Genomic DNA, 16,904 nt, shown 5'->3' with positions numbered 1-16,904 from the left:
TTATTCCTCCGCCGCGCTTTGGCGCAGACGGTTAATGCGGGATTCGCTCCACTGCTTGAGCAGCAGGATGAACAGCGCCAGGATCAGCAACAAGCTTGCCACGGCAAAGGCTGCGACGTGGTTGTACTCGTTGTAGAGGATTTCGACGTGCAGCGGCAGGGTGTTGGTTACGCCGCGGATGTGGCCGGACACCACCGACACCGCGCCAAACTCACCCATGGCCCGTGCGGTACAGAGCACCACGCCGTAGATCAGACCCCATTTGATATTGGGTACCGTAACGTGCCAGAACATCTGCCAGCCGTTGGCGCCCAGCAGACGTGCAGCTTCTTCTTCCTGCGTGCCCTGCTCCTGCATCAGCGGGATCAGTTCACGAGCCACGAAAGGCACCGTCACGAAAATGGTCGCCAGCACAATACCCGGCAAGGCAAAGACGATCTGGATGTCGTGGTCCTGCAGCCATGGCCCGAACAGGCCCTGAGCGCCGAACATCAACACATAGACCAGACCGGCAATGACCGGCGATACCGAAAACGGCAGGTCGATCAGGGTCACCAGAATGCTCTTGCCACGGAACGAGTACTTGCTCACGCACCACGCGGCGCTGACACCGAAGACCAGATTGAGCGGAACCGAGATCAGCACCGCGATCACCGTCAGCTTGAGGGCCGACAGCGCATCAGGCTCAAGAATCGCGGAGAAGAACGCACCCAGGCCGTTCTTCAACCCCTGAGACACCACGATGAACAGCGGCAAGCCCAGAAACAGAGCAAAGATCAGCCAGCCAAGACCGATCAGAATCCGGCGTGCGGTGGAATTACCACGGCGTGCAGCGTTGGCATCGGCGGCGGCAGAAACAGATGAATAAGACATGCGCGCCTCCTCAGGATGGGGTTTCGATGCGCCGCTGCAACAAGTTGATCAGCAGCAACAGAATGAAGGAAACCACCAGCATCATCACGCCGATAGCCGTCGCGCCGGTGTAGTCATACTGGTCGAGCTTGACCATGATCAACAGCGGCAGGATTTCGGTTTTCATCGGCATGTTACCGGCGATGAAAATCACCGAGCCGTATTCACCGACACCACGGGCAAAGGCCAGGGCAAACCCGGTCAGCCACGCGGGCAACAAGGCAGGCACCAGGATGTAGCGAAACACCTGCAACGGGCGAGCGCCCAGGCAGGCAGCCGCTTCTTCGACCTCACGCGGAATATCGGCCAGCACAGGCTGCACGGTACGTACCACAAACGGCATGGTCACGAATGTCAGCGCCAGAGTGATACCCAGCGGGGTGTAGGCAATCTTGAAACCCAGATCCGTGGCGAACTGCCCGACCAGACCATTGGGTGCGTAAAGCGCGGTCAGCGCGATACCGGCAACGGCGGTTGGGAGAGCGAACGGCAGATCGATCATCGCATCGATGATCTTGCGACCGGGGAAGGTATAACGCACCAGCACCCAGGCCAGCAGCGTACCAATGACGCCGTTGATCAAGGCTGCGTAGAACGCGGTACCGAAACTCAGCTTCAAGGCCGCTATCACACGCGGAGCGGTGATGATGTTCCAGAACTGATCCCAGGTGAGCTGCGCGGCATGAACAAACATGGCCGCCAGCGGTATAAGCACAATCAGACTGAGGTACACCAAGGTGTAGCCCAGCGTCAGCCCGAAGCCGGGTATGACGGGGGAGATACGACGCGACATAAAAGTCCTTGGTTCCGCTTGCACAAAGCCCGGAAACGAATCCGGGCTAATGAACGTGTCCTGGACGGCACTGCTTTTGGGGCAGTACCGCCTGGTTGCACAGATTACTGCGCTTGGTAGATCTGGTCGAACACACCGCCGTCATTGAAAAATTTCGGCTGCGCAGTTTTCCAGCCGCCAAAGTCTTTGTCGATAGTTACCAGCTCCAGTTTCGGGAATTGCTTCTCATACTTGGCGGCAACTTCCGGGTCACGCGGGCGGTAGAAGTTCTTGGCTGCGATTTCCTGGCCTGCCTTGCTGTACAGGTGCTTCAGGTATTCGGTAGCGATTTCGGTGTTGCCCTTCTTCTCGGCGTTCTTGTCGACGACCGCGACAGGCGGCTCGGCCAGGATCGACAGGGAAGGTACGACGATATCGAACTTGTCGTTGCCACCGTCTTCCTTCAGAGCCAGGAACGCTTCGTTTTCCCAGGCCAGCAACACGTCACCCTGACCGTTGTTGACGAAAGTAATGGTCGAACCGCGAGCGCCGGTATCCAGGATCGGCACGTGCTTGAACAGAGTCTGCACGTATTCCTTGGCCTTGGCTTCGCTGCCACCGGATTTCAGACCATAGGCCCAGGCTGCCAGGAAGTTCCAGCGCGCACCGCCGCTGGTTTTAGGGTTCGGAGTGATGACCGAGACGCCCGGCTTGATCAGGTCGCCCCAATCCTTGATGCCTTTAGGGTTGCCCTTGCGTACCAGGAACACGATGGTCGAGGTGTAAGGGGTGCTGGCATCCGGCAGGCGAGTCTGCCAGTTCTCTGGCAGGGTCTTGCCCAGCTTGGCGATTTCGTCGATGTCACCGGCCAGAGCCAGGGTCACGACGTCAGCGCGCAGACCGTCGATGACCGCACGACCTTGCTTGCCCGAACCGCCATGGGACTGCTTGACGGTGACGGTGTCGTCCGGATGAGCTTTTTTCCAGTAACTGGCGAATTCTGCGTTGTATTCCTGATACAGCTCGCGTGTCGGATCATAGGACACGTTGAGCAATTCATAATCCTTTGCAACAGCGGAACCTGCAAAAACAGCGCTGGCCAGAGCAGCCAAGGCAAAACGGCGAATTGACATAAGGTGGAGCTCCTGGAAATTCTAAGTGTTGGCTTTTTTGAATTCTTCTTGGCGCTTCAAAACCGCATTCGGAATGGAGCGCTGCTGTTCACGGGTGTATCAGGAGTCAAAGTGAAGCCCTCCGGTTAACCAGTCGGGTGCGGAATCAGCTCGGCTTGGCGCCGGAGTTCTGCAAACGAAACTTTTCCTTACGCTCGATCTGAACCACTTGGGCGTTATGCACAGTGATTTCGACGGCGCCAAAACGCAGGTCACGCAGCGCACTCTGAATTTCACGCAGAATTGCTGCTTCGTCCTGACCGTCAACACTACGTAGAGATGCGCTCATAATCGTATTCCTTGAAATTTGAGAGGCCTGCCTGTCGCGACTGGGGGCGATGGCTTGTGGCGTTGGGACAATATTAGATACGCAGAGTTATTCTTAAAAAGACTATTTAAGAATGCAGATATAACCAAAAGTCATTTGGCGTTACAGCCTACAGCCAGAGCGCGTTGCACGCCCCGGCAGGCCTGGATTCCACAGCCAGAAATCTTTCAGATCACAGGCTGTCGAAAGTCCGGCGCTCGTAACCAATCGATCTGTTCGGCAGGCATCGGCCGGGCAAACCAATAGCCCTGCCCAAGCTGACAGCCATTTTCCAGCAGGAAACCCGCCTGCTCGGCATGCTCGATCCCTTCGGCCAGTACCCGCATGCCCATGCTCTTGGCCAAAGCGATGATGATGCGCACAATCGCAATGTCGTCGTCATCGCCTGGGAGACCGGCGACAAAGCCCTGATCGATCTTCAGCTTCTGGACCGGCATGCGCTTGAGCCGCAGGAGCGACGAATAACCCGTGCCGAAATCATCGATGGCCAGGCTCAGCCCCAGATTGCGCAATCGATGCAGTTGTTCGATCGCCTGCTCGGGGTCGTCCATCACCGCGCTTTCAGTGACCTCCAGCTCCAGAAAGGCAGGGTCCAGCCCGGTATCGCGCAGCACCTGGGCCACTCGCAAGTCCAGATCACCATGGCTGAACAGCCGGCTGGAGATATTCACCGCAACAAATGACAGGTTCACGCCCTCCTCCAGCCAGACACGCATCTGCCTGCACGCCGTATTCAACACCCAGGCATCGATATCGGCGATCAGCCCGCTTTGCTCGGCAATCGGGATGAACTCTCCCGGCGAAACCATGCCACGCCTTGGATGCTCCCAACGCACAAGGGCTTCGACGCCCTTGATATGGCTGTTCTCCAGGTCATGGATCGGCTGGTAGAACACCCGCAGTTCCTTCTGCTCGATGGCCCGGTGCAACTCACTGGCCAGTTCGACCCGCTGCTGGGCATGCGCCGTGAGTTCTTCGGTATAAAGCGCATAGCCTTCACGCCCGTCGCTCTTGGCCTTGAACAAGGCAGAGTCTGCGTTGCGCAACAATTGCACAACCGTCAACGCATCACTGGGAAACAGGCTGATGCCAATACTGGCGGTGATGAACAACTCATGCTCGTCGAGCAGAAAAGGCTTCTTGAAGCTGTCGATGATCTGTTGCGCCAAGGCTGCCGCCTGCACGGCCTGCTGACAGTTTTTCACCAGCAGCGCGAACTCGTCGCCGCCAAGCCGCGCCAGGGTCAATTCGCTATCGAACAGACTCTTGAGGCGTTCAGCCACTGCCTGGAGCACCTGATCACCAACGCTGTGGCCCAGGCTGTCATTGATGTTCTTGAAATGGTCGAGGTCGATGAGCAGCAATGCGCAACCACGCTTGCTGGAGCGGGCATGGGCCAACGCCTGAGTGGCGCGGTCGCTGAACAGCAGGCGATTGGGCAATTGCGTAAGGCCATCGTAGTGAGCAAGCTGGGTCAGCTCCTGCTCGGAACGCTTGATGGCCGTGATGTCCGAGAACACCGCCACGAAATGCCTGATCTGGCCATCCTGATCCTTGATGCCACGGATACTCTGCCACTGAGGATAAATGTCGCCGCTTTTGCGCCGGTTCCAGATTTCTCCGCTCCATTGCCCGGCGCTGAGGATGGAACGATACATCTGCCGATAAAACTCGGGGCCGTGGCGACCCGACTTGAACTTGCTCGGGTTGAAGCCCAGTACTTCCTCGGCCTGATAACCGGTGATTTCCATGAAGGCGCGATTCACATGAACGATCAGCCCCTTTTCATCGGTCACCAATACCCCTTCGCGGGTGCTGTCGAACACCGCCGAAGCCAGCCGCAAACGCTCCTGATCTTCCTCCTGCTGACGACGCAACTGCGCATCGACGCCCATGAACCTGAGCAATCGTCCACGAACGATAAAAATCATGGCCGCACTGAGGACAACCCAGAGGTAACCCCCTGTCCGCTGCCAGAAGACCAATTGAGCCGGTTCTTCGATCAAATGGGGCAGGAGATAATCACACGCCACAAACCACAGAAGAGAGCACACCCCATACAAAATGGCTGTCCGCAGGGCTTCATAAGAAGAATTGGTCATAAGAATGCATAAAACCTTACAAAATGGCCGGATTATAAAGCAAGAAACATCCTGCGACTCTTATCTAAAAGAGCGACTGGTTTTCTGTGAAGGCTAAGTGATAATGCGCTCTGTTACTTTTTTCTTCACACGTGTCTCTACGAGGGCCAAACAGCCTATGTGGTACAACGGTTTGCTCGACCTTTCCGTCTGGCAGTTAATAGCAGTCACACTGGTAATGACCCATGTGACCATCGTCGGCGTTACGGTTTACCTACATCGCTACTCCGCCCATCGCTCCCTGGAACTTCATTCGGGGCTCAAGCACTTCTTCCGCTTCTGGCTGTGGCTGACCACTGCGCAGAACACCCGCGAGTGGACTGCCATCCACCGCAAACACCACGCAAAATGCGAAACCGTCGATGACCCCCACAGCCCGGTCGTCAAGGGGCTGTCCACTGTCCTGCGCAAGGGTGCGGAACTGTACCGTGCCGAAGCGCAGAATCAGGACACCTTGCGTATCTACGGCAAGAACTGCCCCGAAGACTGGATCGAGCGCAATCTGTATTCGCGCTACAAGATGCTGGGTATTGCCCTGATGGCCGTTATCGACCTGGCGCTGTTCGGTGTACTCGGCATCACCGTCTGGGCCGTGCAGATGATGTGGATTCCGTTCTGGGCCGCTGGCGTGGTCAATGGCCTGGGCCATGCCGTGGGCTATCGCAATTTCGAGTGCCGGGATGCGGCAACCAATCTGGTGCCGTGGGGCATCGTGATCGGTGGCGAAGAACTGCACAACAACCATCACACCTATCCCAACTCGGCCAAGCTGTCGGTCAAGCCATGGGAGTTCGACATGGGCTGGGCCTGGATCAAGCTGTTCAGTGCGTTGCGTCTGGCCAAGGTCCAGCGGGTCGCGCCGATTGCCCACCGGGTCGAAGGCAAGGGCCACATGGACATGGACACCGCCATGGCGATCCTCAACAACCGCTTCCAGATCATGGCCCAGTACCGCAAGCTGGTCATCGGCCCGCTGGTAGCACAGGAACTGGCCAAGGCCGATGCATCGGTTCGTCATCAGTTCCACCGCGCCAAACGCCTGCTTTCCCGGGAGACCAGCCTGCTGGAAGACAAGCATCACATACGCATCCAGGCCATGCTCGAACACAGCCATGCCCTGAAAGTCATCTACGAGAAGCGTCTGGCTCTGCAACAGATCTGGCTCAAGACCAGCAGCAACGGCCATGACATGCTCAGTGCCATCAAGGATTGGGTTCAGGAGGCCGAGGCCAGTGGTATCCAGTCCCTGCGCGACTTTGCAGACCAGCTGAAAACCTACTCCCTGCGCCCTGCCCAAGCCTGACGCCGTTGATCGGCGCGCCCCTCACGGGCGCGTCGATACCGGAACTTCCCCTCTCAAAATCAATCTCAATGGCTTTCCCATAATCCGTTTGGGTAGATGCTGCGGCCTTGGCCGCACGTCATTTGAGATGTAGCACCATGGAAAAGCAGACAGCCATCGCTCTACCCACCGCCACACAAATGGCCGAGATGCCAGCCGCAGCAGAAACCCTGCTGGCATTGATGCATGCCCAGGCAGAAGTCGCTCGCTTGAGCGAGCGCGAACAACTTTTCAGTTCACTGCTGGTGAGCGTCAACGCCGTACTTTGGGCGTTCGACTGGGAAACCCAGCGCATGATCTACGTCAGCCCCGCCTACGAGAACATCTTTGGACGTTCGGCAGGCCTGCTGCTGGCCGACTTCGCGGAATGGCGCGACAGCATCTATCCGGACGATCTGAACTACGCCGAGCGCAGCCTGAGCGACGTCATCGAAAAGGGCTCCATTGAAGACCGCGAGTACCGGATCATCCGTGCCGATGGCGAGATTCGCTGGCTGAGCGACAAATGCTTCGTCAGCCATCGGACAGACCCCAGCCAGCGCCTGATAGTGGTCGGTATCGCTGAAGACATCACCGAGAAAAAGCATCTTGAAGACGAACTGCAACGCCTGGCTACCACCGACGTGCTGACCCAGAGCAGCAACCGTCGCCACTTCTTCGAGTGCGCCCAACGCGAATTCGAGCTGGCCCGGCTGAATGGCACGCCAATGGCTTTCCTGCTTCTGGATGTCGATGACTTCAAGCTGGTGAACGACACGTACGGCCACCAGGAAGGCGACGTGGTGTTGCAGCGCATTGCCGAGAGCGGTCGCTCGGCGCTACGTCGTGGAGACCTGTTCGGGCGCATTGGCGGGGAAGAGTTCGCGGCAGTGTTTCCTGGCTGCGCCCCCGAAATGGCCATGCAGATTGCCGAACGCCTGCAACGCGAAATCCAGCGCCAAAACTTCCAATGCGGCAACAAGACGTTTGGCATCACCGCCAGCCAGGGCCTGACCAACCTCGGCCCGGACGACGCCAGCCTTGAAGTGCTCTATGCAAGGGCGGATGCGGCCATGTATCAGGCCAAGCGCCAGGGCAAGGACCAGATTGTTCTGGTGTGACGGCGTAGCTCACTTTGTGGGAGGAGGCCCCTCCCACGGATTGACACCCCAGCCAGCCGCTTTTTGAAATCAGCCTCTGAACGGGCTGACATCAGGGTTTGCCAGTCGGGCAGTCATTTGCGAAAAACACTCACCCCTTGGGCAAATCCTGAACCCCGACGCCCGGATCTTCCGCACTGGCAACACCTGGGTCCACAGACTCTGACGTGATATCCAGCAGATCCGTATCAGCTTCCTTTTCAGGCTCAGGCTCTGCCACTTCAACCGCAACCGGCGCCAGCAGGCTTGGATCGGTCACGCCAGTCAGCTTCTTGCGCAGACGCTGCAAGTCTCCCACGCTCAACTTCAGCAGCTTGGCAGACTTGGTCTTGACCAGCGTCGTCACTGTTTCGTGCTCCCCAAGACGGGCCATTTGCCCGGCAAGGTTCATGGCAAGCACTTCGCGCGTGTAGATGCCGGTGTTGTACTGATACACCGCGGCAATCAGCTCACGCAGCTCAAGGGGCAGACGCCAGCGGGTGCGCAAAGCTGAACCGTAAGCGGCGGAATACTGCTCAAGGGATTGCCTGATGACTTCTTCGTCCAGATGACCGCCTGCCAGCAACCACTCCTGCAGACAGCCCAACACCGCCAGATCCCCCAGCGATTGCAGCAAACCGGCGCAGAAACAGCGCTCGACATCCAGCTCCAGCATGCCGCCCAGAATACGAGCGTAGTCGGCCGTGCGCTGTGACATTGTCCAGAGCTGGTTGGCCTGGAGCAGCAGCGCATCGTTGGTCAACACCGCCATGCGTTTTTTCGCAAGACCGCTCACGATATTGGAAGCCTGCACCGCTCCCAGTACACCCATGGCCCCAGTCAGCGTCTGGACAGGCTTGCCAAGATGTTGCGCAGCGCTGTTGGCCGCTGCAATCAGAACTGCCGTGATGTGTGGATCGTTACGCAACTCCTGCTCAAGCAAGGCCGCATCGACGGTGCCCGAACCCTGACTGAGCTTGAGCGCCGTTGCGACATCTACAAACAGCGGCGCACCATCAGCAACATCACGCCGTTTTTCGAGAAACTTGGTCAGGGTCAGCCCTGGCGTCAGAGCGGGCATCTCACCGGGCACCGGCGCACGTCGCTCAAGCAACAGGCCCTCAAGGCGCTGGCGCAGCCCTTCGGTATTCAGGGGTTTGGTCAGGTAAGCCGTGGGCGCAAGCGGCAGGACTTCACGCACGCTGGCACTATCGTTACGGTTACTGAGCAGAATGAAAGGAATGGGAGGCTGGCGACGCAATGCGCGAATACCGCGCAACAGGCTCAAACCATCGATAACAGGCAACTCTCTGGCAGCCACCACCAGATCCGGCAGATGTTTCTTGATCCATTCAACAGCCTGCTTGCCGTCGCTGCACATCTCCAATTCGACGTCAGCCCGCACGCTCAGCACCAGATCACTGAGCGTTTCACGAACCCACGGATCAGACTCAGCAATCAATACGCGAGGTATCGCAGGCAAATCTACAGCTGTCATCAGAACTCTCCGACATCGATTCGCTCACCTTAGCCAAAGCCTTCGTCCGGATATATAGCTATAAGCGAGAAAACCGGTCATCGACACGAAAAAACCCTGCCGAGGCAGGGTTTTTTCTGTCTGTCTGGTCACAAATCATTCAATTTGTGACCACACTTTCTCATGCAATCTCTGCGAAACACTCTTCCAGAATCGCCAGACCTTTGCTCAACAGCGCTTCATCGGCAGTCAAAGGCACAAGAACGCGCAAGACGTTGCCATAAGTACCGCACGACAGCAGGATCAGGCCCTTTTCACGCGCCTTGGCCACAACCTGCGCCACCGCAGCAGCGTTTGGCTTGTGGGTATCGCCGTCTTCAAAAAGCTCTACAGCGATCATTGCACCCAAGGCACGCACTTCACCGATTACCGGGTATTTGGCCTGGATGGCTTTCAGACCGGAAACCAGACGCTCGCCCACTGCCTTGCAGCGTTCCAGCAGGTTTTCCTCTTCAAACACGTCCAGAACCGCCAATGCCGCAGCACAGGCGACCGGGCTACCGGCATAGGTGCCACCCAGACCGCCTGGAGCGATGGCGTCCATGTATTCGGCCTTGCCGCATACGCCCGCCAGCGGGAAGCCGCCTGCGATGGACTTGGCAAACGTGGTCAGGTCGGCAGCAACGCCCATCTGTTCCATGGCGAAGAACGTACCGGTACGGCCTGCACCTGTCTGGACTTCGTCAGCGATCAGCAGGATGCCGTGCTTGTCGCACAGCTCGCGCAGACGCAGCATGAACGCCTTCGGCGCCACGTAGAAACCACCTTCGCCCTGCACAGGCTCGATGATGATGGCAGCGATGTCTTTAGGCTCGGCATCGTTCTTGAAGATGCGCTCGATGCTGGCGATGGAGTCATCCACGCTCACGCCATGCAGTTCGCACGGGTAAAGGGCACGGAAGATACCGCCTGGCATCAGGCCCATGCCTGCCGAGTAAGGCACGACTTTACCGGTCAGGCCCAGGGTCATCATGGTACGACCATGGTAAGCGCCCGTGAACGCAATCACGCCAGCACGACCAGTGGCTGCACGAGCGACCTTGACGGCGTTTTCCACAGCTTCGGAACCGGTAGTCACCAGCAGGGTTTTCTTGGCGAAGTCACCAGGAACCTTGGCGTTGATTTTTTCGCACAGCTCCACATAGGGCTCATAAGCCAGTACCTGGAAGCAGGTGTGAGTCAGCTTGGTCAGTTGCTCTTGCACGGCCGCGATGACTTTCGGGTGCAGGTGACCGGTATTAAGTACCGCGATGCCGCCGGCGAAGTCGATGAACTCACGGCCCTCAACGTCAGTCACGGTGGCATTCTTGGCCGAAGCGGCAAAGATCGGGTGGATCTGACCAACGCCACGTGGCACAGCGTTCTGGCGGCGTTGCATCAAGGATTCGTTTGTATTGCTCATGTATTCCTCATTCGCCGCTCATCGGTCGGCGTAGTTCAAGGATTAAGCAGCCGGGGTGAGTTGCAGCAGCATACGATGATCGACTGCTGCAACGCCCGACTACCGGTCAAGCCTGCGGCGTCAAACGCTCAGGCACAGGTATTTGATTTCCAGATAGTCTTCGATGCCGTACTTGGAGCCTTCGCGGCCCAGCCCCGAGGACTTGATGCCACCGAACGGCGCCAGCTCGTTGGAGATCAGGCCGGTGTTGATACCCACCATGCCGTACTCCAGCGCTTCGGCAACACGGAACACGCGGCTCATGTTCTGAGCATAGAAGTAAGAAGCCAGACCGAACTCGGTATCGTTGGCCAGCGCGATCACTTCGGCCTCGTCCTTGAAGCGAAACAGCGGTGCCAGCGGGCCGAAGGTTTCTTCCTTCGCCACCGCGGCATCCTTGGGCACGTTGACCAGAATGGTCGGCTCGAAGAAAGTGCCTTCCAGGCTATTGCCGCCCGACAGCACTTTTGCACCTTTGCTCACCGCATCGGCAATGTGTTCCTTGACCTTGGCCACGGCTTTTTCGTCGATCAGCGGGCCAGTGGTGATGCCCTCTTCCAGGCCGTTACCGATCTTGAGCTTGGCAACTGCGGCCTGAAGTTTCTCGGCAAACGCATCGTAAACCGCGTCCTGCACATAGATACGGTTGGCGCAAACGCAGGTCTGGCCGTTGTTGCGGTACTTGGAGATGATTGCGCCGTCGACCGCCTTGTCCAGGTCAGCATCGTCGAACACGATGAAAGGCGCGTTACCGCCCAGTTCAAGCGACACTTTCTTGATGTCTTGCGCGCACTCAGCCATCAACTGGCGACCAATTTCGGTCGAGCCGGTAAAGGAAAGCTTGCGCACGATCGGGTTGCCGGTCAGCTCGCTGCCGATATCGCCAGCACTGCCCGTCACCACGCTGAATACGCCAGCCGGAATACCTGCACGTTCGGCCAGCTCAGCCAGCGCCAGGGCAGAGTACGGAGTCTGCGAAGCAGGCTTGAGCACCATGGTGCAACCGGCGGCCAGAGCCGGACCGGCCTTGCGGGTGATCATCGCCGCCGGGAAGTTCCACGGCGTAATGGCGGCTGTCACACCAATCGGCTGCTTGAGCACGATCAGGCGCTTGTCCGGCTGGTGGCCCGGAATCACATCGCCATAAACACGCTTGGCTTCTTCGGCAAACCATTCTATGAAGGAGGCAGCATAAGCGATCTCGCCCTTGGCCTCGGCCAGCGGCTTGCCTTGCTCCAGCGTCATCAGGCGGCCCAGATCATCCTGGTTTTCGATCATCAGCTCGAACCAGCGACGCAGCTTGTTGCCACGCTCCTTGGCGGTCAGGGCACGCCAGGCCGGCAACGCCTTGTCGGCAGCTTCGATGGCACGGCGGGTTTCGGCAGCGCCCATCTTTGGCACAGTACCGAGGATTTCATTGGTCGCCGGGTTATTGACCTTGATCGTCTGACCACCGTCCGCATCCAGCCACTGGCCGTTGATATAGGCTTGCTGGCGGAACAGTTTGGAATCTTTGAGCTGCATGTCGGCCTCCTAAACAGCACCGCACGAGGGCGGAGCGAACTATTGAATATCGATGCACCCCATTTGGAAGCCATCGCCAGGAAAACATTCCATCGGCCTCAGCGACGCATGTCGCGGAAAAACGGGAGGACCGAACAAGAGCGTTTGAAATCTCAAACGAATCCTAGGGACTGCTGGGGTAAAGGACAATAGGCTGTTCAAAAAAAAGAACGGGGGACGACCGGAAATACGAACGTTCCGGTCTACTCAAAGCTTTTGAGTACCGTCAGCAGGCTTTTGAGGTTGTCAGGTGCTCCCGACTGGCCAACGGCTTCGGTCGCCTTGGCAGCAGAAGCAGTATCTACGTTATAGATCTGCATGACTCCCTGATTGGTAGCAGCCTGAGGCAACGTATTCTGTTGCTGTTGCGCGGCCACCTCGTTCTGAAACAGAATCGCCGTTGCCTGGGCCATCGATTGATACAGAGTGCTCATGGCCATGGGCGGGGACTCCCCCAGTACCTTGACGTTGGACTGGGTGACAGCATCGGTAATCTGGGGACTGACGATTGAGCAGGGCATGGACATCTTCTCCTGAGGAACCGCTACCGTTACGCCACAGCAGCATAGTTGTGAAACCGGATAATTTCCCGCCCGAAGCTAAAGCCAGCATGGACGCCCGCCCATCAGATGAGTATCATGGCGCCCGCGTTGCACTCGTAGCTCAGCTGGATAGAGTACTGCCCTCCGAAGGCAGGGGTCGTGGGTTCGAATCCCGCCGAGTGCGCCATCTTCCTTCCCTTGGTTCCAAGGGTTGTCGCTTCAGCCGAAAAACTCTCTTGCACCCAACCCAAACCGCCAAGGTTGACGGCAAGTTGTCCTGCATGTCATTTAATGACCCAGCGCATACCCCACCTTGAAACGGGTGGGGTATGAAGTCACTCAAGAAAACATGACAGCCTTCAGGCCTGCTTGGCAGCGCTCACCCCAGTGAAGTTTTGAGCATACCGGACAGCAGTACGACGCTTGTGGAAAATATAGAGCGCCGTGAGGATCCAGAAAGAAATCATGGTTTCCAAAAAGCTGAACACCTGATTATTCGCCGGAATGTACAAGAACATGATGGCAAATAGCGGGAGTAGCATTTTCGCAAAAAAGTCGTCATTGATGACAACCGAAAGATAAACGTTTGCGAAATACCAGCCCAGAACAAGCATGACAATCGAGACACCGAAGAAGCTGACGTCATTTGCTATATAGCTATAAAACGAATGCCAGTAGACATTTTCGTCCCAACGCGCGGTTATCTTGCGCTGGAATGTTTTATCCCTTACATCGATGCCCAGATGCTCAGCGAAGACTCTTTGCAGGAAGACGGAATGCCCGATTCCATATGAGCTATCGAATTTTTCCCCAAGGGAGATCGATACGCCCTGATAGCCCTGAACCAGATAGACTGTCAGCTTCTCATAAAAGTCGGTAAGTTTAGACTTCTCAGGAACAACGGCAACTGCAACCTGAGCAGGCACGTCTGCAATCTTGGCAATCTCTGGCAAGGCGGCGTTGTTGGCCTTCACAGACAACTCCGGAGCACTCGCTTTTTCTGGCAAAGCAGCACTATGACTCTTCGCTGCCGCGCCCTTGTGATCAACAGTCGCCGGCAAGGCAACAACATTGGTCTTCGCAGGAAAAACCGCAATATCAACGTTCTTTGGCAAGGCTGGAGCAGTGTCTTTTGCAGGGGCGTCTGCAACCTTGGGTTTTTCTGCCGGTTCCAGATCGCTTTTGAATACACTTCCCGTTTCGTTCAAATAACTGAACGAAACAGGTTTCTGGTCTTCAAAAAGAACCTTGTATGGCGACACGCCGGATTTGACACTATAAAACTGCCAGAACGAGAACAGGAATATAAAGCCCAGGAAAAACAGAAAAGTCTTGCGCCTTCCAAGCTCGACAAAAAAACCAGCAGATTTATTTGAAACCACAACGCCAAAAAGGCAAACCGACACGACAAAAAGATAGTAGAAATTTATCGCGCTCAAACTGGCAATGATACCCGTACACAACGGAATCATGACCACCGTGAAGCCCACCAGCTTGCGTGCCGTACTCAATCGGTCCCAAAAAAACACAAGGCCTGGTAGCAATATGTATTTAAAGACTCCGAAAAACAGGAGCAACCCTGTTACATATGGATTCCCCGAAAAGCCCTCTCTTGAAGCAGAGGAAGCATAAAAGCTGCGCACCTCTGCAGGCGCCAACAATCCCTTCAGTAACTCCGAGAAAAAGCCGGTAGGGAGATACGACCTGGACAGAGTCGTATTGCGGTGGAGGATGACCATTGCAATAAAAGCAAAAAGGATCACCACCCAGTAATATCTCAAGAACAGATTATCGCCATTCGATTCCACAGCCTTGAGCGGCTGCTTGGTCGAGAAGCGACAAGACAGGAGATACCCGGCTATGAAAAACGCATGGTACAGAGAAATAACAAAGAGGAATTCTTTTTTGTTCTCGACAGGCCAAAGCACCGGGCCGAAAAAAAACAGCCACAGCGTGAAAAGCAGGTAGCTTTCAACAAGTAAAAGCGGTATGTAGAATTTAGCAGTTTTCATCCAGCCCACCGAAGAAGGTTAAACTTTTTCCAATATCCAGAAACTCGAAGCTCACCCACTGCTCACTCATGGCTTGCCGTGCCCTGCATGAAAATCAGATGCCCTTTTACTGACCATTTCATAATGGGACTTGTAGCTCGACACATCCGGGATCGATTCAGAATAACGCTTCCAGGTGGGCACAAGCCTTGTCATCAACCGGAACAGGTAAACGTAGTAGTTCAGATTAAGCAACTTTTTCAAAATCCCGTCATCGCGTTTGTAGCAATACAGCCGATTCTTCAAAAGAAAACGCCCGAACCAGCTTTTCTCCAGAGACAGCATATAATTAAAAATATTCAGCTTGTCCTTGTCAAAGTCCGACCCCCTGACAAGATAGGTCGATCCAGACGTGCGCCGATAATAAACATACACTTTACTTGACTGATGAAAGCTGACATCACCATAAAGCTCGGCAGTTTTCACCAGCATCGGAAAGTCTTCAGTGACGCTATAGCTATTAATGAACGTTGAAAGCTCATCATTCAGGAAAAACTTTTTATTGCAGAAAAGATTCGGCGTATTGATGCTGCTGATGTTTTTCAATCGCGCCATGAACGGCTTGTCTTTATAGATGACATCAGAAGCCAGGATATGCAAAATAGTCGAGGGCGACTTGATGATTTCACCATCGATCAACAGCAAGGGCAGACCAGAAAAATAGTCATTCGCTCCTAACTGCTCGGCCTCTTCAAAAATATTCACGCACGAATAGACATCATCACCGGCGGTGATTTTAAATAACTCACCCTCAACATGAGTCCAGATGCGGGTATAGTTGAAGCAGGTGCCATTGTTTACAGTGTAGTCCAGAATCTTGACATCATGAAACAAGCCGCCATGAACAGACAGCCAGCGGTTTACCAGCTCAATGGTATTGTCCCGGGAACAGTCATCCGCGATCACCAGGCAAAAATCGTAGTCGGCACCGAAGCTTTCTATCAAGAATCTTATGCTTTCGAGGTGCTCGACAATATAAAGCTCGTGATTATAGGTCAAAACACCAAACGTAAATTTTTTCTTAACCACGAGAAACACCTTCACTCAATTTCTTTGCCAAGACTCTGTACAAGAAGATAAAAGCCTTAAAACCAACCATCTTGAAGCCGAGTACAAAAAAATCGACTTTCCATTTCAAGCTGTACTTTCCATCAGACAAAGACTCACTGGCCACACCCCTTTTATTGATGTCGATCGGCAAGTCATACTTCTTCAGTACCGGTGTAATAACGCTAGGCACCCACTTCCCTCGGCGGATGGCGCCGCCAAGCGTGTAGTTGTAGACAAACGTATCTTCCTTGCCTGTCTGGGCACAGTAAAAGATGTCGCCGCCGCCATAAGTTCGCGCACTACCGAAAAATTCCCATGCCCAGGGCGAATCAACTTCACCGGTGAACTCAACCAGCTTACGGGTTCTCCAGAGGGCGGGCGCAGAGTTCAAGCGGTAGTCATCTCGCGCTCCGACCACTTCAAAGCCGTCAAGGTCGCCCTCAACCCTGTTGACGCCAGGAATGTTGCTGAAATAAAAAACAGCGATTTCGGAGCGTTCTTTCATCGCCCGGATACAGTCAGCTATTTTCAACTGATTGACGGGTGATTCCAGAATGAAATCATCAAACAGGGTGATAACGAATTCCGTTTCAACCAAGGCCAGGGCCTTGCGTAACCGCCAGCCCCAAGGTCGCTTGGCTTCATCAGCCGACAGCTTCAATGTACGAACCTGAAACCCGTCAAACTCGAAACTTTTACGCTCCGTATTCAATATGACCCGACAGTCACAGTCAGGCCACATCTCCTTGAGTGAATAGAAAAAAGGGAGCCACACATCTTCATAACTGTCGCAGGAGTTAACAATGATTGTGCAATCCTTCCCACTCACCCTGCCAACGTTATCACTCATGACCCACTCCAACGTAAACCGCCGGGGAGAGCCTGAAATATCCATGCATTTCTGACTGCTGCCCCTGATTCTCAAAGCAGCAAAT

At 55.4% G+C, this 16,904-nt stretch carries 14 protein-coding genes and 1 tRNA gene; 3 read left to right on the top strand and 12 right to left on the bottom strand.

Translation table 11 applies throughout. The annotated features are described in order from the left end of the window. The 5 genes from cysW to dibA all read right to left on the bottom strand — a co-directional run bounded on the left by cysW (position 1) and on the right by dibA (position 5,286). On the bottom strand, positions 1-873 hold the full coding sequence (gene cysW, locus Q6A51_RS09675; protein WP_025258058.1) for a sulfate ABC transporter permease subunit CysW: 873 nt from the start codon (positions 871-873) through the stop codon (positions 1-3). 10 nt (positions 874-883) lie between these two features. Next, a complete protein-coding gene (gene cysT, locus Q6A51_RS09670) occupies positions 884-1,705 on the bottom strand; it encodes a sulfate ABC transporter permease subunit CysT (protein ID WP_117163651.1) in 822 nt (273 codons plus the stop codon). A gap of 104 nt (positions 1,706-1,809) precedes the next feature. After that, positions 1,810-2,817, bottom strand: a complete 1,008-nt coding sequence (locus Q6A51_RS09665; RefSeq protein WP_117182586.1) for a sulfate ABC transporter substrate-binding protein — start codon at positions 2,815-2,817, stop codon at positions 1,810-1,812. A 145-nt stretch (positions 2,818-2,962) separates the two neighbouring features. Beyond that, a complete protein-coding gene (oscA, locus tag Q6A51_RS09660) occupies positions 2,963-3,145 on the bottom strand; it encodes a sulfur starvation response protein OscA (RefSeq protein WP_025258055.1) in 183 nt (60 codons plus the stop codon). Positions 3,146-3,351: 206 nt separating this feature from the next. Beyond that, positions 3,352-5,286 (bottom strand): phosphodiesterase DibA, encoded by a 1,935-nt coding sequence (gene dibA, locus Q6A51_RS09655; RefSeq protein ID WP_201018934.1) that lies wholly within the window; start codon positions 5,284-5,286, stop codon positions 3,352-3,354. Between the two features lie 157 nt (positions 5,287-5,443). Between dibA and desA the strand changes: the two genes are divergently transcribed. Together desA and Q6A51_RS09645 are read left to right on the top strand one after the other, a co-directional pair. Continuing rightward, complete coding sequence (desA, locus tag Q6A51_RS09650; RefSeq protein ID WP_304574688.1) at positions 5,444-6,628, top strand: delta-9 fatty acid desaturase DesA; 1,185 nt, start codon at positions 5,444-5,446, stop codon at positions 6,626-6,628. Between the two features lie 137 nt (positions 6,629-6,765). Beyond that, positions 6,766-7,767, top strand: coding sequence for a GGDEF domain-containing protein (locus Q6A51_RS09645; protein ID WP_307726211.1), 1,002 nt, complete (start codon positions 6,766-6,768; stop codon positions 7,765-7,767). 130 nt (positions 7,768-7,897) lie between these two features. Here Q6A51_RS09645 and Q6A51_RS09640 read toward each other — a convergent pair whose 3' ends face one another. From Q6A51_RS09640 to Q6A51_RS09625, 4 genes are all read right to left on the bottom strand, one after another. Beyond that, positions 7,898-9,283 (bottom strand): HDOD domain-containing protein, encoded by a 1,386-nt coding sequence (locus Q6A51_RS09640; protein WP_304574687.1) that lies wholly within the window; start codon positions 9,281-9,283, stop codon positions 7,898-7,900. 160 nt (positions 9,284-9,443) lie between these two features. Continuing rightward, positions 9,444-10,724 carry a 4-aminobutyrate--2-oxoglutarate transaminase gene (gabT, locus tag Q6A51_RS09635; RefSeq protein ID WP_201018937.1) on the bottom strand — a complete coding sequence of 427 codons (1,281 nt, stop codon included), beginning with the start codon at positions 10,722-10,724 and terminating at the stop codon, positions 9,444-9,446. 120 nt (positions 10,725-10,844) lie between these two features. After that, a complete protein-coding gene (gabD, locus tag Q6A51_RS09630; protein ID WP_201004011.1) occupies positions 10,845-12,287 on the bottom strand; it encodes an NADP-dependent succinate-semialdehyde dehydrogenase in 1,443 nt (480 codons plus the stop codon). 242 nt (positions 12,288-12,529) lie between these two features. Next, a complete protein-coding gene (locus Q6A51_RS09625) occupies positions 12,530-12,853 on the bottom strand; it encodes a RebB family R body protein (protein ID WP_405046136.1) in 324 nt (107 codons plus the stop codon). A 125-nt stretch (positions 12,854-12,978) separates the two neighbouring features. Here Q6A51_RS09625 and Q6A51_RS09620 point away from each other — a divergent pair. Next, a tRNA-Arg gene (locus tag Q6A51_RS09620) sits at positions 12,979-13,055 on the top strand. A gap of 172 nt (positions 13,056-13,227) precedes the next feature. Here the strand turns inward: Q6A51_RS09620 and Q6A51_RS09615 are convergent. From Q6A51_RS09615 to Q6A51_RS09605, 3 genes are all read right to left on the bottom strand, one after another. Further along, entirely contained in the window at positions 13,228-14,880 is a 1,653-nt protein-coding gene (locus Q6A51_RS09615; RefSeq protein ID WP_304574685.1) for a hypothetical protein, read from the bottom strand. 66 nt (positions 14,881-14,946) lie between these two features. Further along, positions 14,947-15,948 carry a glycosyltransferase family A protein gene (locus Q6A51_RS09610; RefSeq protein WP_304574684.1) on the bottom strand — a complete coding sequence of 334 codons (1,002 nt, stop codon included), beginning with the start codon at positions 15,946-15,948 and terminating at the stop codon, positions 14,947-14,949. Further along, positions 15,941-16,819, bottom strand: coding sequence for a hypothetical protein (locus Q6A51_RS09605; RefSeq protein ID WP_304574683.1), 879 nt, complete (start codon positions 16,817-16,819; stop codon positions 15,941-15,943). The genes Q6A51_RS09610 and Q6A51_RS09605 overlap by 8 nt, the downstream gene beginning before the upstream one ends. Positions 16,820-16,904 lie beyond the last annotated feature (85 nt).

The sequence above is a fragment of the Pseudomonas serbiensis genome (genome assembly GCF_030580745.1).
In the GTDB taxonomy this organism is placed as follows: domain Bacteria; phylum Pseudomonadota; class Gammaproteobacteria; order Pseudomonadales; family Pseudomonadaceae; genus Aquipseudomonas; species Aquipseudomonas serbiensis.
The sequence above is the reverse complement of the archived record's forward strand: the minus strand, read 5'-3'. Positions and strand labels throughout refer to the sequence as shown.